The 21983-nt window shown below is 58.4% G+C and carries 17 protein-coding genes and 1 pseudogene; 12 read left to right on the forward strand and 6 right to left on the reverse strand.

The annotated features are described in order from the left end of the window. The first annotated feature begins 154 nt into the window (after positions 1–154). A complete protein-coding gene (locus tag ACFPM8_RS12470; protein ID WP_378997879.1) occupies positions 155–550 on the forward strand; it encodes a nuclear transport factor 2 family protein in 396 nt (131 codons plus the stop codon). 182 nt (positions 551–732) lie between these two features. On the opposite strand, the gene ACFPM8_RS12475 is transcribed toward ACFPM8_RS12470, so the two are convergent. Further along, complete coding sequence (locus ACFPM8_RS12475) at positions 733–1659, reverse strand: LysR family transcriptional regulator (protein WP_378997880.1); 927 nt, start codon at positions 1657–1659, stop codon at positions 733–735. Between the two features lie 143 nt (positions 1660–1802). Here ACFPM8_RS12475 and ACFPM8_RS12480 point away from each other — a divergent pair, with 143 nt between their 5' ends. From ACFPM8_RS12480 to ACFPM8_RS12495, 4 genes are all read left to right on the forward strand, one after another. Beyond that, the gene (locus ACFPM8_RS12480; RefSeq protein WP_378997881.1) at positions 1803–2390 is read left to right on the forward strand and encodes an NADPH-dependent FMN reductase; all 588 of its coding nucleotides are present in this window, start codon (positions 1803–1805) and stop codon (positions 2388–2390) included. Positions 2391–2422: 32 nt separating this feature from the next. After that, positions 2423–3343, forward strand: coding sequence for an NmrA/HSCARG family protein (locus ACFPM8_RS12485; protein ID WP_378997882.1), 921 nt, complete (start codon positions 2423–2425; stop codon positions 3341–3343). Positions 3344–3404: 61 nt separating this feature from the next. After that, on the forward strand, positions 3405–3788 hold the full coding sequence (locus tag ACFPM8_RS12490) for a VOC family protein (RefSeq protein WP_378997883.1): 384 nt from the start codon (positions 3405–3407) through the stop codon (positions 3786–3788). Positions 3789–3895: 107 nt separating this feature from the next. Beyond that, positions 3896–4327, forward strand: coding sequence for a lysozyme inhibitor LprI family protein (locus ACFPM8_RS12495; protein ID WP_378997884.1), 432 nt, complete (start codon positions 3896–3898; stop codon positions 4325–4327). Between the two features lie 708 nt (positions 4328–5035). Here the strand turns inward: ACFPM8_RS12495 and ACFPM8_RS12500 are convergent. The 3 genes from ACFPM8_RS12500 to ACFPM8_RS12510 all read right to left on the reverse strand — a co-directional run bounded on the left by ACFPM8_RS12500 (position 5036) and on the right by ACFPM8_RS12510 (position 13684). Continuing rightward, positions 5036–5395 (reverse strand): hypothetical protein, encoded by a 360-nt coding sequence (locus ACFPM8_RS12500; protein ID WP_378997885.1) that lies wholly within the window; start codon positions 5393–5395, stop codon positions 5036–5038. 286 nt (positions 5396–5681) lie between these two features. After that, a complete protein-coding gene (gene pbpC / locus ACFPM8_RS12505; RefSeq protein WP_378997886.1) occupies positions 5682–7958 on the reverse strand; it encodes a penicillin-binding protein 1C in 2277 nt (758 codons plus the stop codon). Then, positions 7943–13684 (reverse strand): alpha-2-macroglobulin family protein, encoded by a 5742-nt coding sequence (locus tag ACFPM8_RS12510; protein WP_378997887.1) that lies wholly within the window; start codon positions 13682–13684, stop codon positions 7943–7945. Before ACFPM8_RS12510 ends, pbpC begins: the two co-directional genes overlap by 16 nt. Between ACFPM8_RS12510 and ACFPM8_RS12515 the strand changes: the two genes are divergently transcribed. From ACFPM8_RS12515 to ACFPM8_RS12545, 7 genes and pseudogenes are all read left to right on the forward strand, one after another. Next, positions 13683–13829, forward strand: coding sequence for a hypothetical protein (locus tag ACFPM8_RS12515; RefSeq protein WP_378997888.1), 147 nt, complete (start codon positions 13683–13685; stop codon positions 13827–13829). The genes ACFPM8_RS12510 and ACFPM8_RS12515 overlap by 2 nt on opposite strands. A gap of 1128 nt (positions 13830–14957) precedes the next feature. Then, positions 14958–15740 (forward strand): annotated as a pseudogene (locus ACFPM8_RS12520) (ATP-binding cassette domain-containing protein); the annotation flags it as partial. 297 nt (positions 15741–16037) lie between these two features. Then, the gene (locus ACFPM8_RS12525) at positions 16038–17207 is read left to right on the forward strand and encodes a cytochrome-c peroxidase (RefSeq protein WP_378997889.1); all 1170 of its coding nucleotides are present in this window, start codon (positions 16038–16040) and stop codon (positions 17205–17207) included. A gap of 24 nt (positions 17208–17231) precedes the next feature. After that, positions 17232–18563, forward strand: coding sequence for a hypothetical protein (locus tag ACFPM8_RS12530; RefSeq protein ID WP_378997890.1), 1332 nt, complete (start codon positions 17232–17234; stop codon positions 18561–18563). Positions 18564–18578: 15 nt separating this feature from the next. Then, positions 18579–19115, forward strand: coding sequence for an FMN-binding protein (locus ACFPM8_RS12535; protein WP_378997891.1), 537 nt, complete (start codon positions 18579–18581; stop codon positions 19113–19115). Next, positions 19112–19969: an FAD:protein FMN transferase gene (locus ACFPM8_RS12540; RefSeq protein WP_378997892.1), complete on the forward strand. Its 858-nt coding sequence runs from the start codon at positions 19112–19114 to the stop codon at positions 19967–19969. The genes ACFPM8_RS12535 and ACFPM8_RS12540 overlap by 4 nt, the downstream gene beginning before the upstream one ends. A 3-nt stretch (positions 19970–19972) precedes the next feature. Continuing rightward, a complete protein-coding gene (locus tag ACFPM8_RS12545) occupies positions 19973–20455 on the forward strand; it encodes a DUF4405 domain-containing protein (protein ID WP_378997893.1) in 483 nt (160 codons plus the stop codon). Positions 20456–20458: 3 nt separating this feature from the next. Here the strand turns inward: ACFPM8_RS12545 and ACFPM8_RS12550 are convergent, their stop codons facing one another. Both ACFPM8_RS12550 and cysE read right to left on the reverse strand, forming a co-directional pair. After that, positions 20459–21157 carry a YceH family protein gene (locus tag ACFPM8_RS12550; protein ID WP_378997894.1) on the reverse strand — a complete coding sequence of 233 codons (699 nt, stop codon included), beginning with the start codon at positions 21155–21157 and terminating at the stop codon, positions 20459–20461. Positions 21158–21205: 48 nt separating this feature from the next. Then, complete coding sequence (gene cysE, locus ACFPM8_RS12555; RefSeq protein WP_378997895.1) at positions 21206–21955, reverse strand: serine O-acetyltransferase; 750 nt, start codon at positions 21953–21955, stop codon at positions 21206–21208. Between the last annotated feature and the right edge of the window lie 28 nt (positions 21956–21983).

The raw sequence follows: 21983 nt of genomic DNA on the forward strand, positions 1-21983 counted from the left end.
GCGTTACATCTCGGAAGAAGCGAATGAGTCTTCCGTGTCGGCGTTATTGAGAGTGAAGATTTGTTCGCAGGATTTGAATCGATTTTTTCAGAATTGGCTTGCTGACGACCAAGCCCATGGCTGATGCTCAACTTACCCCAAGAAAGAGTCTGGCATGAAAGATATATCCAAATCAGCTGTCGAGACGAACTCCGCCGAGGAAATCGTCCAGAAACAGCTCAATGCCTACAATGCGCGCGACATGGATGCCTTCCTTGCCACGTATGCGGACGAAGCCGAGATTTTTAGATTTCCGACCACGCCGTTGGCGAAGGGCAAGGAGGAAATGCGCAAGAACTATACGGTACGGTTCAGCGATACGATTTTGCATTGCATCATCGTCAAGCGCATTGTGATGGGAAATACCGTCGTCGACCATGAGCGCATTCGCGTCACGCTACCCGAAGGACCAGGCGTCATGGAGGCGATTGCCATTTATGAAGTCCACGATGGAAAAATCGCCAAGGTAACGCTGATTTCCGGGAAAAAAACACCGGGCGAAAAGTTGTAAGCGGATTCCCGACAACGACTTATCTTGCACCAGGTCCCCCGAACCGTTCATTGCATCGACGACAGTGCGTAGGGCGGATGAGCGCAGCGTTATCCGCCGCTGGATGCTCCGCCGGTGTTTGATGCGTCCGAATCGGCGGACGACGCTGCGCTTTTCCGCCCTACATTACTGGAAAGCCCAAGCTATCGACGCCGCACAGAGCTATGCACCTCCGGCACCTCGGCCGCATTCATCTTCTCGATCACCAACCCGATGAACGCCGATACCGCGAGCGGCAGGTGCCGGCGGCTCGGATACAGCACGCTCATGCCGTAGCCGATGCGCTGGTATTGAGGCAGCACCGGGACCAGCGCACCGGCCTGAACGTCGAGCTTGGCCATCGCGGGCGGCAGCAGAGCGATGCCGAGTCCGGCCACGGTGGCCTTGCGCAGTGCCTGCGCGGTATTGCCGCTGAAGCGCCCGGCGACTTGCACTTCTTCCTCGCCGTTCGGGCCGACCAAACGCCATGTGGCGCGGCCGCTGGGATGCGTCGGGATCACACAATCGTGGCTCACCAGTTCCTGCAGCGTGCGGGGTGCGCCGCGCACGGCGATGTAAGCGGGACTTGCCACCATGCCGTCGCTGCGGAGGTCGAGGATCTGACGGCCGACATAGCCTGAATCGCGCAAGGGCCCGCCGCGAAAGGCGATGTCGATCTGCTCTGCGATCAAGTCGGCGTTCGCATCGCTGAGCACGAAGTCGAGTCGCACGCGCGGGTGCGCGGCCAGAAACTCGCTCACCCACTCCATCGGGAAGATGTCGAAAAAGTCAGCCGGCGCCGCCACGCGCACCAGGCCGCTGGGTGCGCTGCTGCCCGTCATCAACTCCTGCCCCGCTTCGAGCAGGCCGTCGACCGCTCCCGCGCAACGCTCATGAAAACCTTGGCCAGCACTTGTGAGCGTGAGCTTGCGGGTGGAACGTTGCAGCAGCCGCGTGCCGAGCTGCGCTTCAAGCTGCTGGACGCGGCGGCTCACGGTATTGGGCGGCAAGCCCAGCCGCCGAGCCGCCTCTGCAAAGCTGCCGCTGCGCACTACCTGCACAAACATGGCGATGTCATTGAGGTCGAGCATGGCAGGTCATTCCTAACATGAGTGGACGAGTGCAATCCAATTGTACCGGCTAGTCAATCAATCGACCGAGCCCTATTGTTCAGGCATCGAGCCGCGAGGCTCCCAACTCCGCACAGCGGACTTTGCAAGGACATCGACTTATCATGACCCCACAGCAACAACCCCGGATCGGCATCGTCATCGGCTCGACACGCGAAGGCCGCTTCGGCGAAAAGCCCGCGTACTGGATCCACGAGATCGCCAAGCAACGCGCCGACCTCGCCTTCGAACTGATCGACTTGCGCGATCACCCCCTGCCCTTCTTCAACGAGCCAATGTCGCCGGCCTGGGGGGCGGCGAAGAACGAGGCCGCGCAGCGCTGGGCCGACAAGCTCGCTACGCTGGACGGCCTGATCGTGGTCGCGCCCGAGTACAACCATGGACCGAGCGCAGTGCTGAAAAACGCGTTCGACTACGCGTACAAGGAATTCATCCGCAAGCCGATCGGCTTCGTCGGATACGGCGGAGTCGGCGCGGCACGGGCTATCGAGCACTTACGGCTCATCGCTGTCGAGTTGCAGATGGCGCCGGTGCGCAATGCCGTTCACATCGGCATGGTGGAGTTCCTCGGCATCTGGCAACAGGACAAGACCTTCGAAGATTTTCCGCATCTGTCGCAGGCCGCCAACGGATTGCTCGACGACATCGGCTGGTGGGCCAAGGCGCTCAAGACCGCAAAGGAAGCCGCATGAGCACCGCTTCACCGCCGCATTGGAGAACTACCATGTCAAACACCAAAAAGCTCATCGCCGTCGTCGGCGCAACCGGTCATCAGGGCGGCGCCGTCGTGCGCGCGCTGCGGGCGAGCGGTCAATTCAAGGTACGCGCGTTGACGCGCAATCCGGCCAAGTATCCGCAGTTGGCTGATGCGCAGTTGGCTAATGAAGTCGTTCTGGCGGATCTGAATCGTCCGGAAACACTGAAAGCCGCGTTTGCCGGAGCACACGGGGTTTTTCTGGTCACCAATTTCCAGGAAGCGGGCACGGACGAGCGCAAGCAGGCACTCGCGGCCGTTCACGCGGCCAAAGATGCCGGCGTTCAGCACTTCATCTGGTCGACGCTTCCGAACGTGGAGACGATTAGCCGCGGCAAGCTCGATGTCCCGCATTTCACGGGCAAAGCAAAAATCGACCGCATCGTGACGGAGGCTGGATTCGCGCACCACACATTCGTGATCGCGCCGTTCTTCTACCAAAATCTGGTCGGCGTATTGGCTCCCCAGAAGCAAGCGGATGAGAGCATGGGCTGGGCGATCCCGCTCGATCCGGACAAGCGCGTCATTCACATGGGCGACATCACCGAACTCGGCCCCATCGTGGTCGGCGCATTCGCGCAGCCGGAACTGGCGGGGCACGGCGAACATTTGCCGCTGGTCGGCGACTTCCTGAGCTTCAACGAAGTCATCGGCACGCTGAATCAACAGGGGCACAAGTTCTCGTTCACGCAAGTCCCGCCAGAACTCTTTGCCGGCTGGTTCCCAGGCGCCAAGGAAATCACGGAGATGCTCGCCTACTTCGAGGCCCACACCTACCTCGGTGCGGATTCGCGCGACGCAATTGCGCTGGCCACCAGAGTCGCCGGCCGCCAACCGACCAAGTTCGCCACGTGGGCTAGGGAGAACTTCGCGATCCCGGCGCCAGCCTGAAAATAGTTGGCGGGTTTGAGATAATTTTTGCTCTCTAAGGATGCTTAAAAGGAGGCGCAACGTGAGCGTGCAGCTAAACCATACGATCGTCTGGTGCCGCGACAAGCAGAAATCGGCAACGTTCCTCACGGAAGTCCTGGGCCTGCAATCCGCCACCCGATTCGGAGCTATGCTGGTCGTTCAGCTCAACAACAACGTTTCGCTCGACTTCTACGAGCGCGATGGCAAGATATTCTCCCAGCATTATGCTTTCTTGATAAACGAAGACGACTTCGATCAAACCTTCGCCCGCATCCGCGAGCTAGGACTGCAGTATTGGGCAGACCCCGGCCAGCACCGGGCTGGAGAAATCAACCGGAACGACGGTGGCCGCGGGGTGTATTTTGAGGACCCCGATGGTCATCTTCTTGAGGTCATTACCCGACCTTATGGGAGTGGCGGGTAGATGGGGCGCAGGGTAAGGTGGAATGAGCGTTACATCTCGGAAGAAGTGAATGCGTCTTCCGTGCCGGCGGTTGTTGAGAGCGAAGATTTGTTCACAAGTATCTAAGAATGAAAAAAATCCTATTGTTGATTTTGCTCGCTGCGGCGTCCGTGGCGAACGCGTCCCCTCGCTATGCGCCGCCGGATGGCGAGGTATTGACCGAACTGTCCCGCCGCAGCAATTTGCCTGAAGCCGATCTACGGCAGAGCCTTGCCAAATGCGACGCCAATCAGACCAATACAAATCTGTGTGCATATCGCGACCAGGTTGCGGCTGATCTGGCGCTTAAACATGTCGTCGCCGAAAAGGTGAGTCGACTGCCTAAGCGCGCACAGGTCATCGACGACAAAGTTGCCAAATGGGAGAAGTCTCGCGACGCCTCATGCGCGAAATCTGCCGAGCGCGAATGGGGCAACGGGTCGATGAAGCCAGCCGCACAGGCGATGTGCGTGACTGCAGAGACGAAGAAAATGATTCGGTGGGCAGAGAACTTGAAATAGAATCGCGCCGTTTTCGCGCGGACACAGTAATTCGGCACGTACGGTGCCTCTTAAACTATGTCCCGATGTTCGGTTGTGGTTGAGCCGAAGGCGAAGCCCAACGTTTCTTTAATCGCCACCGAACGTTGGGCTTTGGAGCCCAACCTACCGACTGCGCTGCCTGATCGAACATATGGGTATCGAGCGCGAGCATGCCGCCTGCTTCTTCGCCGATCGAACTCCATGCTTTTTCGCCAGCGCGTCATGCAACGACTCGCTATCGGAATACTTGGCGCTGCCTTTGAGGTGGCGCAGCGCCCCGTCACTGCCGCCTTTAATTTTTTTGACTATGATGATGCACTCCTGGTCCTCGGCAAAAGGGAGTCTCCGCCAGGGTGCAAAGCTGAGTATGTCAAAACATCAAAACTCAAAATCAACTACAACCCCTCGGCGCTCCGTGGTTCGTTAATCGGGGACACAGTAATTCGGCACGCTGCGGTGCCTCTTAAACTATGTCCCCGATTAACTACTACGTGCGTAGGGCGGATGAGCGTAGCGTTATCCGCCGCTCGATGTACCGCATGCGATTGACGCATATAAAACGGCGGAAGGGTGAAGCAGGGATTTCGGATGGCATGCCATCCGCCTGCGTAACGGTATCCGCTTGCAAGCGGATACGCGCCCTGCAAGGGCTGCGCTTTTCCGCCCTACATTACTGGGAAGCCCAAGCTACCGACGCTCTTTTAAATACTTTTCATTGCGGCGCTCGATATCCCTGGCCGCCTTTTCTCCCAACTCGTCGGCGGCATCAATTGAAAACAGCATCAGCTCCTCGCGAACATCGGTGCTCAATAGCGGCGGGTGTGCCGGGTCGGCATAAACGCCGCTGGCCAGATCGGTGGCGTGGATCATCCGCAGGCAGTTTCTGATGCCAAAGCTGAAGTTCTTCGTAACAGATGAGAATTGTGCGTCCGGGTCGTGCTGCAGTTCCGGGACCAGCCACGAGAACGGCTTGTGCAGTGCTGCTTCGGGGGAACCGGGTTCAGGCGGGAAGATGTAGGTTTTGTTGGCATTTTTTGCGTAGGTCATGCGATCTCCTTTTGCGGCAGGTTTTCCGCCCTTCGTCGGCTGACGAAGGTGGCGGGCGCAAGGCAGGATGGACAGACCGGCGTGAGACACCATTGACCGGCAGGGCCGAAGCCCTCCCTACCAAGTGCCCGCCATAGAAGGCGCAACAGTTGATAGGGGCAGACGAAAAAAAACCGCTCGGGAGCGGATTGTCTGCCCGGTGTTACTCACTTCACTGGCTGTCCAGCCAGGCCGCTCTTTCTCACGACCTGAGCAAGATAACGCAGATTTTCTTGAAATTCAAACACTATTTTTTAACGGCATGCTTACGCAGCTGCTCCGGCACTTTCTCCGTCGCGCCGCGCACCTCGAAGCGAACCTGATCGACCACTTCCCTTTTAGCGTCCAGCAATTCCAGCACATGCCTGCCGGGCCAGGGCATCCAGTCGAATGCTAGCTGCTGGTTTGGCGGCGGTGTCTGGCGGCTGGCTTTCTTGCCGGCCTTTACCGGCAGCGCCAGCAGCTTGCCGTCCAGCCGCCACCAGCCGCTGGATAAACCATCTGCCGCAAAGCGCATCCGTTGCCGCTGCGGCGGGATGTCCGGGTCGATCGCCACCAGCATGCCTTGTGTCGGGTAGCGTATCGCGACCTTGATGTCGTCGGATTTGGCAGTCGTGATCAGGCTTTGCTCGGTTCCCGCCAGAAAATACTCGTGGCGCGGCGCTTCAATCTTGTCCTCATAGCGGATGTCTTGTTCAACCACGCCGGCCGGCATGGTCGGGATGTGTTGCCGCAATTGGTCGCGCTGGTGCAGGAATTGCATGACTTCTTGCCAGATCGGTGCGGCGCCGGTCACGCCGGACACGTCCCACATCGGCAGGCCCGATGCATTGCCGACCCAGACGCCGACGGTATACCGGTCCGAATAGCCGACCGCCCAGTTGTCGCGCATGTCTTTGGAAGTGCCGGTCTTGACCGCCGCCCAGACCCGGGTCGAGAGCGCGTTCTCCAGGCCGAAGGTACGGCTGCGGGCGCTGCGGTCGGCCAGGATGTCGCCGATGATGAAGGCGGCGCCGGGGTCCATCACCTTGCGCATGGTGACTGCCGGATCGCTCAATGTTGTGCGGACGCCGCTGTAGCTGCCTTGATTGGCCAGCGTGCGATAGGCGTTGGTCAGCGCCAGCAGGCTGACGTCGGCGCTGCCTAGCGCCAGGCTGTATCCGTAATAGTTGCCGGATTCACGCAACTGGAAACCCAGCCCTTGCAGGCGCTCGAAAAAAGCGCTCGGCGTGACAGTCACCAGGGTCCGCACCGCCGGAATGTTCAACGATGAAGCCAAGGCCGTGCGCACGCTGACCAAGCCTTTAAATTGCTTGTCGTAATTCTGCGGGATATACAAACCGCTGGAGGTCGGCAAGTTGATCGCCGCATCGTTCAGGATCGAGGCCGCGGTCATCCATTTCTTTTCTATTGCCAGCTCATAGAGAAACGGTTTCAAGGTCGAACCGGCTTGGCGCAAAGCCACCACGCCGTCGACCTCGGCCGCATTGGAAAACGTGGCGCTGGAACCGACCCATGCCAGCACGTCGCCGCTGGCGTTGTCGATCGCGACGACCGCGCCGTCCTGGATGTTGCGGTCGACCAGCGCCGCCAGTTGCCGATGCAGGGCGTCATTGGCAAACCGCTGCACGCCCGCATCCAGCGTCGAGCGCAGCGCCTGCCCCGGGGTATGCAGCAGCTTGCGCGCCAGATGCGGCGCCAGTTGCGGCGCCGTGGTGGTCACAATCACTTCGGAATTGGAGCCGGTGCGCGCCAATGCCAGCAAGGTGAAGCCTTCCAGCCCCTTGCATTGCGGCGCGGCGTTTTGATCCTGCAAGATGCGGCAGGCGCGCTCGGCGACGCGGGCCGGCGCGGCGTTCGGGCCGCGAATCAGCGCGACCGCAATCGCCGCTTCGCGCTGGTTCAGGCCGCTCGGATGTTTGTCGAACAGCACCCGCGACAAGGCGTGGATGCCGACCAGCTCGCCGCGAAAACTGACCAGGTTCAAATAGGCTTCCAGGATTTGATCTTTGCGCCAGTTGCGCTCCAACAGCTGGGCCACCACCGCCTGCGACAGCTTTTGCCGGATCGAGCGGGGCGAAGTGCGGCGCCGCAAATCGTCATCCAGCAAGCCCGCCAACTGCATCGTGATGGTCGACGCGCCGCGGGTTCTGCTGTTCCACAGATTGCCCCAGGCAGCGGCGGCCGCCGCGCTCCAATCGACCCCGCTGTGCTGGTAAAAGCGCCGGTCTTCCGACGCCACCAGCGCATTGCGCAATGCCGGCGACACATCTTCCAACGCCACCCACGACAAGCGGCGCTCATGCGGATTCAAGCGGATTTGTTGCAGCAACTGGCCCTTGCGGTCGTACAGGCTGGCTTCGGACGAACGGAACTCTTGCTGGACGTCGGCGAAACGTTGCAGCGCCTGCGCCTGGCCTGCGCTCAACGCCAGCAGTAGAACCGCGCTGAGCGACAGGCGTTTGACGTACTGCGCACATCCAGGGCCGCCGGAAATCGCTTTCCCCCTCACTTCACCGTCCATTTCGGATTAGGGCTTTCACCAAACATTTCCGGCGCGTACATCGCTTCGACCCGGGTCGGCGGCAAGCTGAACTCGCCCGGGTTATTGATACGGAAGGTATACGTCATGGTGAATTTTCCCTTCGGCACGTATTCGTAATAACTGCGGAACGCCTCGAAACTGCGTTCTTCATACGCCATCCAGGCACTGCCGCTAGGCCGTTCGCCGGTAGTCGCAATCGCCGAATCCCGGCCCAGGCCCGAGCCCAGCAAAGTGGCGCCGGCCGGGATCGGATCGGTCACCACCACCCAGGTCATATCGGTCTGGGCATCGACTTCCAGATCGACCCGGACGATGTCGCCGCGGGTGTATTTGCCCTTTTCTTTCTGTTCGACCGGGACGATGTTTTTATTGATCCGATAGCCGCTTGAGAACGGTTTCTTCAAGACCACCGCCGCCAGACTTTGCACCGTGACCCACGGTGCGCCGCTGCCGGCGTGGCTCAGCTTGAGTTCGCCCGCAGCCGCTGGAGCCGGCCACGGCAGTTGCAGCTTGCCGACCTCGGTTGCGGCGGTCGGCCAGTTGTAGCTTTGGCTGCTGGCCACGTTGGCGCCCTGCTCCAGCGAGGCTTTGGTGACGCCGGCCACTTTTTCCGATTCGAATTTGCGGGCGAATTTTTGCAGCGCCAATGAACCCCATAGATTCGCCGTCGTGGTGGCCCAATGACCGCGCGACTGACGTTGAATCGCGCCGTTGATCAATTTCGGCATGTCTTCTTTCCAGGCCGGATTGTCGAGCATGGTCAGCACCAGTCGGGTGGCGTTGACATCGCTGCTGGCCATCAGCCACCACCAGTAGTCGCTGCTCTCGGTCGAGAAGCCCATGCGCGTGCTCTGATAATTCAAGCGTGCGCGGATGATCTGGTCGGCTTCGGCAAGGCGTTTGGCGCGATCCGGGACACCGGATACGCGTTGCAAAATATTGATCCAGTCCAGCACCGCCGAGGTCGGCCACAGATTCGGCGACAGCTGGATCGAACCCAGCATCTCCGGCCGCACCCGGTCGTAGCGCGACAGCGCTTCCAGCGCCGCCAGCTTGCGTACGTCCAGGTCTTTTTGTGGCGACCAGAAATCGCGGGTGATTTTGCCTTCCACAAAAGCGGCCAAGCCATCCAGCATCTTGTCGCGGCTTTGCTGCGGAATCGCAAAACCGGACTCCTGGGTGACCGCCAGCAAATAGGCGGTCAGGGTATCGCTGCCGCGCCGGGCGTTGCTTTCGTTCGGCGGATAGTAATAAGCCAGGCCGTCGCTATCCAGATAGGTCGGCAAATCGTTCAATACCTTTTGCCACAGCGCGTCGTCGCGCAAACCGATCGCACGCGTCGTCTTTTGCTCCAGGCAAGAGAACGGGTAGTCGGTAAAGTAGCGCCGCAATCCCTCCTGGTTGGCCGCTAGCGTGGGCGACAGCGATACCGTCAAACCGCCGCGTCCCGGCAGCCCGTCGGCCGGCGGTGCAACCGCCATGCTGAAAGGTTTGTCGAGCTGGAACAAGGTCGCCTGCTGCACCGTCACCGGCACTGCCGGCACCACCCGCTGGCTGAACTTGATGCTGTCCTTGACCTTGGGCCCGCCTTGTTCCTGGGCGTTGATTTCCCACACCAGCTGGGTCGCATCCGCCGGCACCGTCACGGCCCAGACCAGCTCGCGCGACTCGCCGGCCGGGATGTTCACATCCTTGGCCGGCAACGGCGTTGCCAAGCCGTTCGCCTGCGCCGCGGCATTGACTTGCATCGCCCGCGTGGTGGTGTTGCGGACCGTCACCAGCGCGCTGAATTGGTCGCCTTCGCGCACCAGCGGCGGCAAGCCGGAAATCAATTGCAGATCCTGGGTCGAGCGAATGCTGACCGCACCGGTGCCGAACAGGCTGTCGCCGCTCTGCGCCACCGCGACGATCTTGAAACTGGTCAGCGCATCGTTCAACGGCACATCGACCTGCGCCCGGCCGTTGGCATCCAGCACGATGACCGGCTTCCACAGCAGCAAGGTATCGAACAATTCACGGGTCGGCGATTTGCCGCCGCCGCCACCGGCCGGAATCGCCTTGCGGCCGTAATGGCGCTTGCCGACCACCTGCATTTGCGCGGTCGAGGTTTCCACGCCGTAGCTGCGTCGTTGCAGCATCGCTTCCAGCAAATTCCAGCTGCGGTTGGGTTCCAGTTCCAGCAAGGCCTCGTCGACCGCCGCCAGGGCGATTTCAGCGCCAGCGGCCGGTTTGCCGTTGGGCAGATTGACCTGGATATTCACCTTGGCAGTGGTGCGGATCGCGTAGCTGGGCTGATCCGCCTTGACCGTTACCGCCAACTGGTTGGCGGCGGTGCCGACCATGATTTCGGCGATACCGTATTTGTAGGCCGGCTTGGCCAGATCGACGGTCGCGCTTGGCGCTTGATATTCCTTGAACTCGCTCCACCAGTTCAACGGCTCTTTCCAGCCCCAGGTAAAGAACGAATACCACGGCACCTCGCGCATGCGGCCGCGCACCGCCAGCACCGAGACAAACACGTTCGGCCCATAGCCGGCCTTGACCGGCAGGCTGAAAGTCGGATCCTGTCCATTCAATTGCACCACCTGGGTGTCGATCACGCCTTCACGTTCTATCGCGATCAGCGCGGTCGCATAGCGGAACGGCATGCGCACCTGGAACTTGGCGGTTTCGCCCGCTTGATAGCTCTTTTTCTCCGGCAGGATGTCGATCCGGTCCTGATTCTCGCCATCGAACCACAGCTCACCTTGTTTGGTCACCCATACCGAACTGCTGGCCAGCGCGACCTTGCCGCTGTCATCCTTGCCTTTGGCAGTCAGCTCGACGTTGCCCGGCTCCGACAATTCCACGGTACAGATCATCAAGCCGCGCGCGTCGGTTTTGCCGGAACACAGCGAACCCAGGTCGGTACCGGTGCTGGTGTTTTCATAGGCGTAGAAACCGCCCACCATGCGTTTGCGATGCGAGTTGGTTTGCTTCGACGAGCCGCTGATTTCAATCGGCACGCCGGCTTGCGGCTGACCTGCCGGATTCAGCGCAACCGCGGTCAAGGTCAACTTGTTCTTGACCGAGACCCACTCCCCCGCCTTCAAGCCGACCACCACCGCCGACGGCCACATCGGAGTGACGCTCGATACCGTTTGGATCTCGCCGTTCGGATCGGCGTAGGTCATTTCGGTCAGCAATTCTTTCGGCACAGTGATGGCTGGCAGTTCCTTCACCACGGTTTTACCGCCGCCGTTTTTATCCAGCGTCACCGCCAATTTGTCGGCAACAATCTTTTGATCATCGGCGCCGCTGTCGCCCTCATTGCGCGCAGCAGAAAACGAATAGCCATCGTAGCCGGCAAAACCGACCGCCTTGCCGCGCAGCAGACTGGTGATGTGCACCAACTGGCCGGAAGCACCGCCGCCGTTCAGGTAATTCAGTTGCACGTCGAGCGGCACTTCCTTTGGCGCGACCAGACTCTTCGGTGGCGTAATCCGGCCCTGCAGCAGCGGCAAACGGAATTCTTCAACGCGGAAACCGCCTGTGCTATAGCTGCGCGGACCGTCGCCGGAATCGCCTTGCTCGCCGTCCTCGCTGCTATTGCCGCCTTCGACGACGCTCTTTACCGCACCGCTATCGAGCACCACCTCATAACGCCCGAGCTTGGCCTGCTTCGGCAGCTCGAATACGGTTTCGGCATTTTTCTGGCCGCGCCAGTTCAGCGCAAATTGATACTCCTGACCGCTGCCCTGATGCGTGATGCGGACCCGGGTCGGCAATTTGTCTTTAGGCAGCAAACCAAAACCCTGCATGGTCTCGGCGCGGATCACGTGCTTCATCGAAACCGTTTCGCCAGCGCGGAACAAGGCCCGGTCAAACACCGTGTGTGCGCGCACCGTGGCCGACTTGTCGTTGTCCAGCGGCAGATTGAAACGCCAGGACTCGATCCCGTTATTCCACGAAGTCAGCGCGAAAGCCATGTCGGCGCGGCCTTTCTCATCGGTTTTGCGGGCGCTGACGAAAAAGCCGTCGATATGACCCGGCTTGGTGTCGGCACCGCCGCGGCAGCCGTCTTCGGGAAACTCCGGCACCATCGCGACACCCAGCTTATTGGTCTTGCCGCGCCACAGTTCGGCGCCGCGGCAATCGGAAATCCTTACCTCCGCATCGCTCACCGGCTTGGCGCTATCCAAGGTGGTCACCCATACCGCGCCGTTTTGACGGCCGATCTTGACGTGCACCGACAAATTGGTCACCAGCGCGCTGGTCCGCACATACATCGGCGCGGCTTTGCCCAGCAAGGCTGCACCGAGCTTTTGCGATTCCAGCTCGAGCACATAAAACCCCGGGTCCTTGAGTGGAATCCCGATCACTTCAAACGGCCGCACGCCGTTCTTGCTATCCGGCGACTCCGGCAGTGCCAGGGTTTTGGCCCCGGCTTGTTTTGCCAGCAAGCCGATGCTGCGCGTTTCGACCGACTTCTTGCCGATGGTGATCTCGGTTTCGTGATAACGATTGAGCTTGGTCAGCCAGGCAATGATGTTCTGGTCGTCGCTGACTTTCAGATTGCTGACGCTGCCCGGATTGATTTTGCCGTCGGCGCTGCGCGCGATCATATTGGCCTCAACGCTGCGCAGGGTGACCGGCAGCGTCGCATCGGCGTTGAGTTCAATGATGCCGAACGGCGCGGAGGCAAATTTTGCCAGCGGCGGATAGTCCGCCATGCCGACTTTCATCGGGAACGCATTGGCATTCGACAGTGCACGGCCGCTCTCGTCCTGGAAGCCTGACGGCAGGTCGATCTTCAGTTCCGATTTTTCGACAAAAGGCGGATTGAAGGTCAGTTGCGTGACCGTCTCGGCGTTGTCGTTCTTCTCAAAGAATGGCTTGGCCTTGCCGTTGGGACCGATCAGCCGCACGCCTTCGGCCAGCTTGCGCGTAACCGGCGAGCTCAACTGTACGGTCAGCGGCAAAATCGGAGCGCAGGCCGCATTGGCATTCTCGCGCTCGCAGCTGACGCTGGCCGTGAAAGTCGGCCGCACCTTGAACTTGAACACCTGCGGCTGGCTGCTGGCGATGCCTGACGGCGTCGCCACGCCCTTGTCCCAGACCAACTGGACCGCGCCATCGTTCGGCAAACGCTGCTGGCATTGCACTGTGCTGACGCGATCGGGATTGATCTTTTCGGCAAAATGATCGAGCAGCTCCTTGCGGTCCGCGCCGCCGATCAGCTTGACCGGAATACGCTCATGCACGCCTTCGGCTTCGCAATAAACATGCTTGAGGATGCTGTCGCTGGTGGCCGTGCCGTTTTGCACCAGGATGAAGATTTGCTGCTCATCGATGCTGCCCCCTGATGGCTTGACATCGACGACGGCCGGGCCGCCGGTATTGAATTGAAACGCCGTTTTGCCGCTGACAGCCGCGCCGGACAATAACTTGAAAGTCGGCTTGAGCGTAAAGCTGCAGCGCGTGCCCGGCCCGACGTCGCGCACAAAGTCATAGATCCAGTTGCGCTCATCGGCCCAGCGGCCGCTGCCGGCTTCCGAGCAATTGACGTCGAACGGCATCGGCGCCTTAGGATCGCCGAACTTTATCGCAGCTTCGGAAAAATTGACCCGCACCTGGCGCACCTGCGTGATTTCGCCTTGCGGAGAAAAACTGGTGATATTGCCGGCGACAGCGACCTGCGCCATTTGACCGGCCAGCAATGCCATGACCAGCGCCAGGACATTCCGCAACCTGAAGGCGAAAAAAAACAGCCCCGGAAATGTCACGGCGCTGCTGCTTGTTTTTCTTCTTACTATCGCTTGGTACATCGGCATCCTCGGGCTGGGCAAATATGAAAATTTAACCCGCTAGGATACCGTATCTTGATGCTGCCAGGATACTTTTTGCTATTTGAGCAATGCCTGGATTGCTTCGTTCAGATTACTCGGCTGTCGTGGATCGCATTCTCAATTCCCTGGGTAGACAAGCCAAAACATTGTTGCGTCATGCATATATGTTGCATGCGTATAAGACCAACGAGCGAGTCTTAAATTATATAAATCAGAAATTTCTAATACAAAAATAAGAACTTGAATGATGGCCGTACAGCTAAGGACGGATAAAATCAATCTCACTAAAAATTAATCAGTACATAGGTAGAAAAACAAAACAATTCATATCATATTTCCTCCATGATTGAATTCCATTGAAATATTTGAAATTTGCCAATCACGTCAAAAAGAATCAATGTGAGATTTATTTAATATTTTGAAAAGTATGCAGGAGAAATGAGCACATCGTTAACTTCGCTCCTTTTAATTAATTAAAGTCGAAGACCCATATTCCCATAAAATTTAATTAAATAACAATGCTTAATCAATCCAAATTTAAGAATGGTTGTAAATTATCATTCATATGGTTTTTAATAGCATCTTTATCCTTTTTCACAACTTTCTTTTTAATTACTTCCCTAGCATTCTCAATATCAATTGCCTTTGATCACTTATTAAATAATCCTGAGAAATGGTTAATTTCAATAGTAACCCCTTCTTTAGTGATTGCTTTTAGCGTGAAATCATCAGCAAGAACGAAGTGAGTAGAAAGAACTTCAACTTATCTCTCGCTATTTAATAATAAGGCAAATATGCATATAGCAATTAACAACATCCAAATAGTATTATCATATTTTAAAATCTCACAAATGGATGATTTATGATATTTAGCTACAGTACAGAATTCGCGAAAGGGAAAAGTAAATTATTTCTTTGGACTGGATTTTTGATTTCCTGCATATTTTCCATTTCTGGTCTGCTTTTGATTGTAGGCATACCAGCGACAAAATGTGGGGCGATCTCAGGGTTTCCTATGATGGCATTGTTTGGTTATATAGGGATTTTTTATTTGAAATGTATTAGGGGAAAAATGACATCTTAGAAAACACCAATAAAATTTTTGGCGCAAAATTTCCAATAAAATATTTCTTATTTGTTAAATTTATAAATAAAATCAACCAATCTAGCCGATATCGTATTGCATGAGCCGGAGGCGACCTATGGCCGGACCGCAAGCCAAGACGAACCATCATTGCCGCCTATCCTCGAAGTACGCAATCTGCACTTTCGCTATGGCGAACAGGAGTCCAAGGTGCTCGATGACGTCTCGTTCAAGATCAAGGCCGGCGAATCGGTTGCCATCGTCGGGCCGTCGGGCGGCGGCAAGAACACGCTGATCAACATTTTGCTGGGGGTATTGGCGCCGACCGAGGGCCAGGTGCTGATCGGCGAACAGAGCGTCCATCGTGTCGGCCTGGACACGCTGCGGCAGATGGTCGGCACCGTGTTGCAGGACGACGTGCTGTTTGCCGGTTCGATTGCCGACAACATCAGCTTTTTCGATCCACTCGCCGATCATGCCTGGATCAACCAATGCGCCAGCTTGGCCGCGATTCATAAAGATGTGGCCGCCATGCCTATGGGTTACAACACCTTGGTCGGCGACATGGGCACGATCCTGTCCGGCGGACAAAAGCAGCGCGTTCTATTGGCCAGGGCGTTGTATAAGCGACCCAAGATTCTGTTTCTCGACGAAGCCACCAGCCATCTGGATATTGAGCGCGAACATGCGGTCAATGCGGCGATCCGGTCGTTGAACATGACCAAGGTGATCGTCGCGCACCGCCCTGAGACGATCAATTCTGCCGACCGTGCCATCGTGCTGGCAGGCGGCAAGGTGATCCAGGACGTGATGATTCCTAAATCCGCACCGCAAGCGATAGTCGCCTAGTCGACTTTTCAAGCTCCAGGCAAGTGCCAGCCCCGTTACTGTTGGCTGAAAAAGACATTCTTTGAAGAAATGTTAAGTTTTCCTGGTTTGCAATTGCTAATTGCAATCATTCTCAATATCATTCGTATCTTCTTATTTCCAATTAAGAATGTGCTAGGGAACCTCGCCTCAATCAGGCCGATTTCACCTTACGCCCCACCTAAAAAAACCCGTTTCACCCTAAAACTAAAAATAACGCACATGTTTCAAAATAGCGCTTCCCGCCGTGCTCCTCTGCAATCGGCGATGTATTGGTCCATGACTTTGGCGAGCGCATTGCTGCTCAGCGCCTGTGGCGGTGGTGGTGGCGGCGGCAGTGATGGCAGCACCGCGACTTCCCCGGCCCCGGGTGGCGGCATCAGCCAGGTGGCCAGCCTGGGTAAAAAGATTTTCAGCGACCAAAGCCTATCCGCCTCCGGCCAACAATCCTGCGCCAGCTGCCACAATCCCGACAACGCCCACGCCCAGAGCAACGATCTGTCGGTGCAGTTGGGCGGCGCGAACCTGGATGTCAAAGGTTTCCGTGCGGTGCCTTCATTGCGCTACCTGAATTTGACGCCCTCCTTCTTCTTTGACAAGGATGGCACGCCGACCGGCGGCTTCAATCACGACGGCCGGGTCAATACCCTGGCCGAGCAAGCGCAGCGGCCGTTCCTGGCGCCGCATGAAATGGCGAATGCCAGCAAGGCCGACGTGGTTGCGAAGTTGAAGCAGACCCCGTATGCGGAAGAGTTCCGAAAGGTGTTTGGCGCCGCGATCCTGGACAATGCCGACGATGCCTTCAATCGGGTGCAGCTGGCGTTGCAGCAATACCAGCTCGAAGATCCAGAGTTTCATCCGTACGACTCCAAATACGATCAATTCCTGGCCGGCAAAGTGAAACTGGACGACGGCGAGTTGCGTGGACTGGCCTTGTTCAATAATCCGACCAAGGGCAATTGCGTCGCCTGCCACGTCAGTGCCAAGGGCGCGAACGGCTCGCCGCCGTTGTTTACCGATTTCACCTTCGACAACCTGGGCGTGCCGCGCAATCCGGAGATTGCCGCGACCGCCGATCCGGCCTATTTCGATCTCGGCCTGTGCGGTCCGGATCGCACCGATTTGAGCGACCGCAGCGACCTGTGCGGCAAGTTCAAGGTGCCGACCTTGCGCAATGTCGCCACCCGCAAAGTGTTTTTCCATAACGGTTATTTCAAGACCCTGCGCGATGCGGTGACCTTTTATGTGCGGCGCGACACCAACCCGGAAGAATGGTATCCGGCCGGCCAGAAATTCAATGACCTGCCAGAGGCCTACCGCAAGAACGTCAACGTCACCGAAGTGCCCTACAACCGCCAGCCCGGCATGGCGCCCGCGCTGTCCGCCGCCGAAGTGGACGATCTGGTGCGCTTCCTGGGCACTTTGACCGACGGCTACAAAAACCAATAATCAACTCAGAGAGAAGACAACATCATGAAAAAAAACATCATGGCCCGCGCCATCGCCATTGCCTTGATGGCGACCCCGTTGGCCGGCTTTGCCAGCGAAGCCGATCTGCTCAAGCGCCTCGACAAATTGTCGGCCGAACTGGAACAGTTGAAAGCTGAACTGGCAGCCACCAAGCAAAAAACCGACACCGTTGAAAAACGCCAGGAAGCGCTGGCGACCGCGGCCCCGGCGACTCCAGTGGCGCCGCTTGCTGCGGCCGCACCAGCTGCCCCGGCGGAAAGCGCTTCAGCCTCCATGCTGGGACCGCGCACTGTGCTGTCGAGCTATGGCGAAGTCAATTACACCCGTCCGACCAAGGACGCCAGCAAGGCGGAAGCCGATGTCGCCCGTGCGGTGATCGGGATTACCCATCGCTTCGACGACAAGACCAAAATGGTGGCCGAGTTTGAATGGGAGCATGCTGTGACCTCGGCTTCCGACAAGGGCGAAACCGAAGTCGAACAGCTCTATGTCGAGCGCGAATTCAACAACGGCTTGCGCGCCAAGGGCGGTCTGTTCCTGATCCCGGCCGGCCTGATCAATACCAATCACGAGCCGACCGCTTACTTCGGCGTGCATCGCAACTTCGTTGAAACGGCGATCATTCCATCGACCTGGCGCGAAGCCGGTCTGGGCTTATCGTCGACGCTCGACAACGGCTTGACCTGGGATACCGGCCTGACCACCGGCTTCGATTTGACCAAGTGGGATTCCAAATCGACCGACGGCCGCGATTCGCCACTGTTCAGCATCCATCAGGAAGGCCAGCAAGCCAAGGGGCGTGACCTGAGTGTGTATGGCGCGTTGAACTGGCGCGGGGTGCCGGGCTTGCTGTTGGGCGGCTCGGTGTTTACCGGCAAGGCCGGACATAAAACGGCCGATTTTGCGGCGCAGGATGCACGTGTCACCTTGTGGGATTTGCATGCGCGTTATACGCCTGGCAAGTGGGATTTGTCGGCAGTCTATGCCCGCGGCACCATCAGCAATACCGAAGCGTTGAACCAGACTTTTGCCGGCAATCCGACCCCGGTTCCGTCTTCGTTCTACGGCTGGTATACGCAAGCCGCTTACCAACTCTGGAAAACGTCTGACTACACTTTGACGCCGTTCGTGCGCTTCGAGAAATTCAACACCGCCAATAGTTATTCGGCGATGCCTGCGGGGCTGGAATTTGCCACCGGACCAGCTGAAAAAGTGTGGACCACGGGTATCAATTTCAACATTGGCGAAGGCGTGGTTATCAAGGCCGATTACCAGAAGTTCAAGGAAGACAAGACCCGCGATCGCCTCGATCTCGGACTCGGTTATTCGTTCTGATCGTTTTAATCGTTGATGAAACCCATCCATTTGGCGACGCTGGCCGTCGCAACCAGCACGGCTTGCAGCGCTTTCGCCACCCAGTATTTGACGGTGGAGCAAGCGCAGCAAGTCATGTTTCCCGATGCGACGGCATTCAAGGATGCCAATCTGCAGTTGTCGGTCGAGCAAATGCGACAGGTCGAAAAACTCGCCGGCGAACCGGCGCGTTCGGCCAGCTGGCGCGTGTTTGCGGCTTACAAAGGCGAGGCTCAGCTGGGCTATGTGGTACTGGATGACGTGGTCGGCAAATTCGAGCTGATCTCGTATGCGGTGGCGCTCAATCCCGACGCCAGCATCAAGCAGATCGAGATCCTGGCTTACCGCGAAAGCCATGGCTTTGAAATCAAAAGCCCGGCCTGGCGCAAGCAGTTTGTCGGCAAAACGGCAAGCTCCGGCCTGAGCATCGGCGACGGCATTTCCAGCATCAGCGGCGCCACCTTGTCATGCACCCATGTCACCGACGGCGTGCGGCGGATTGCCGCGATCGCCCAAGTGATGCTGAAAAAATGAGACGCCGGGCCCAGCCTTGGCTGGGCACCCTGGTCGAAGTCACGATTGCCGATGCCGTGGGCGAGGCTGGATTGGCGCAGGGCTTCAATGCGGCGTTCGCCGCCATCGCCGAGGTGCATCGCTTGATGAGTTTTCATGATGCAGCCAGCGATGTGGCGCGCATCAATCGCGCCGCCGTGGGGACGGCTATCGAACTGCATCCGCACACTGCCTTGGTGGTGCGCACCGCGCTGATGCTGCAGTCGGCAACGGCCGGCCTGTTCGACATTTGCTGCGCTTCCAAGCTGGTTGAATGGGGATATTTGCCCACGCAGGAAGTGGCAGTTCCGCCGTATGCGATACCGTCTTATGCGATACCCACTTACTTTCCCGGTCGTTCGGCGCTGACGATGGACGGCGCGCAATGCGTACAAAAAAACGCCCCTGCCTGGATTGATCTTGGCGGCATCGCCAAAGGTTATGCGGTCGATGTCGCCATCGCCGCGCTGCAAGCGTCGGGCATCCGCTCGGCTTGCGTGAATGCCGGCGGCGACTTGCGCGCTTACGGCGAGGCGGCTTATCCGGTGGCGATACGCAATCCGAGGTCGCCGACCGAAGTCGGTTTGAGGATGGAATTGAAAGATGCCGCGCTGGCGACTTCCGGCTGCTATTTCTCGCAAAAAAACAGGGATGGCCGCGCTTACTCGGCACTGGTCAACGGCCTCGACGGCGCCGCCATCACCGGCAGCTTCAGCGCTTCGGTGCGCGCTGCCGAGTGCATGCTGGCCGACGCCTTGACCAAGGTGGTGCTGGCCAGTGGCGATCCTTCACATACGGTATTACAACAATTTGGCGCGACTGCTTTTATAATCTGAGCGATGCGCCATCTTAAAAACACCCTGCACCGCCCCACCCTTCGTCCACAACTCAGCCGCTTCCGCCTGGAGCGCTGGCATCGTTTCTGGGTGTATGGGACGTTTGGCGGCCTGGTATTGACGGGAGCGCTGTGGCTGGTCGCGCATTATTTTCTGCGGAGCGCAGGCGAATTCGGCGAGGCGGTCAATCCGCTTGAGCCCTGGAGCATGAAGCTGCATGGCGCGGCCGCCATGGTGGCGCTGTTTTTCATCGGCAGTTTGCTGAACAGCCACATCCGGCGTGCCCACAGCGCGCGCCGCAACCGGGCTTCCGGCTGGGTCATGGTTGCGCTGCTGGCCTTGCTGACGCTCAGCGGCTATGCGCTGTATTACATTGCAAGCGAGTCCAGCCGGCCGCTGTGGTCGGCCGGCCACTGGATATTGGGATTGGTATTTCCGGCCTTGCTGGTGTTGCACATTACGCTTGGACGACGCGCTGCCGGGTAATCGTCATTCAAACTGCCGCTTGAACTCGGCAAACTGCGCGGTCAAATCATCCACGTGCCGGCGCAGACTGGCAACTTCATCTTCCAGCATCGCCACCCGGTCCTGACGGCCGCCTTGCGTCACCGCCGAACCACCGGCAAATGCCTCTGCCACGAACTGCTGTTCCAGCACGTCCTCGCCGGCCAGCAAATGGGCATAGCGCGATTCTTTGGTTCCCGGCGCTTTCGCCAGGCGCGCTACCAGCGGCGGATATTTATCGGCCAGGAATTGCAAAGCGGTTTCGACTTCCGTCACTGAGCCGAACTCGTGCAAACGGCCGGTACGGGTCCGCAACTCGCCTGCAGTCTGGATGCCGCGCAGCATCAGCGTCGTCAGCACCGCCAGCTTGTCCTGCTCCAGCACCCATTTGACCCGCATCCGATGTTCGTATTTGGCGACCCGTGCGCCGGCCTGGTTGACTTCGACCACCAGCTTGCGCTGCATCAGGCGCTGCAAGACATCCAGCACCGTCGACTCGGCAATCGCCATCACCGGATCGCGGCTGGATAGCTGATTGCAGCCATTGGTCAGGGTATTGAGCGACAGCGGGTAATTGTCCGGCGTCAGCGCTTCTTTTTCAGCCAGCACGGCCAGTACGCGGATTTCGAACTGGTCCAGGAATTGATCTTGAGTTGCGGGATTTGAAACAGTATCGTCGTTCATTGAATTGCTTCCTGCGTCCTGATTCATTGGCTTTCCTTGATTTGCACTCTACTCAACCAGCTTGTTGAGTTGCTCCGGGTCGAACTTCTCCAGCTCAGGCAGCTTCTCGCACACCATGCCGGCCGCCTTCAGCACTGCCAGGATGCGAGCGATCTGGTGCTCTTGTGCGGCCGCATTGTCGATCAGGCCGTGCAGTGCTTTGGATAAGGGATCGTCGCCATTGGGCGTCACGCCATAGGCCGCAAACATGCGGGCCGCGGCTTCATCTTTATAGTTATAGTTTTCTTTCTGGACGATACGGGCCGGATTGCCCACTGCGGTCGCTCCGGCCGGCACCGCTTTGACCACCACCGCGTTGGAGCCGACCTTGGCTCCCTCGCCGACGGTAAACCCGCCCAACACCTTGGCGCCAGCGCCAATGATCGCGCCGCGTCCCAGCGTCGGATGGCGCTTGGCGCCCTTGTTCAACGAGGTTCCGCCCAAGGTCACGCCCTGGTAAATGGTGCAGTCGTCGCCGACCTCGGCGGTCTCGCCGATCACCACTCCAAACCCATGGTCGATGAACACGCGGCGGCCGATGGTGGCGGCGGGATGAATCTCGATCCCGGTCAATGCCCGCGCAATTTGGGAAATGAAGCGCCCCAGCCATTTCAAGCCGCTGTGCCAGCAACGGCTGGCCAAGCGATGCAGCATCACCGCATGCAGTCCCGGATAACAGGTCAACACTTCCCATTGAGTGCGGGCGGCTGGATCATGCGCCATGATGTTGGCAATGTCTTCACGAATACGGCTGAACATAGGAGCTTGTATGAATGCGGAGGCGTAA

Source organism: Paraherbaspirillum soli (assembly GCF_042654985.1).
Taxonomy (GTDB): Bacteria; Pseudomonadota; Gammaproteobacteria; order Burkholderiales; family Burkholderiaceae_D; genus Paraherbaspirillum; species Paraherbaspirillum soli.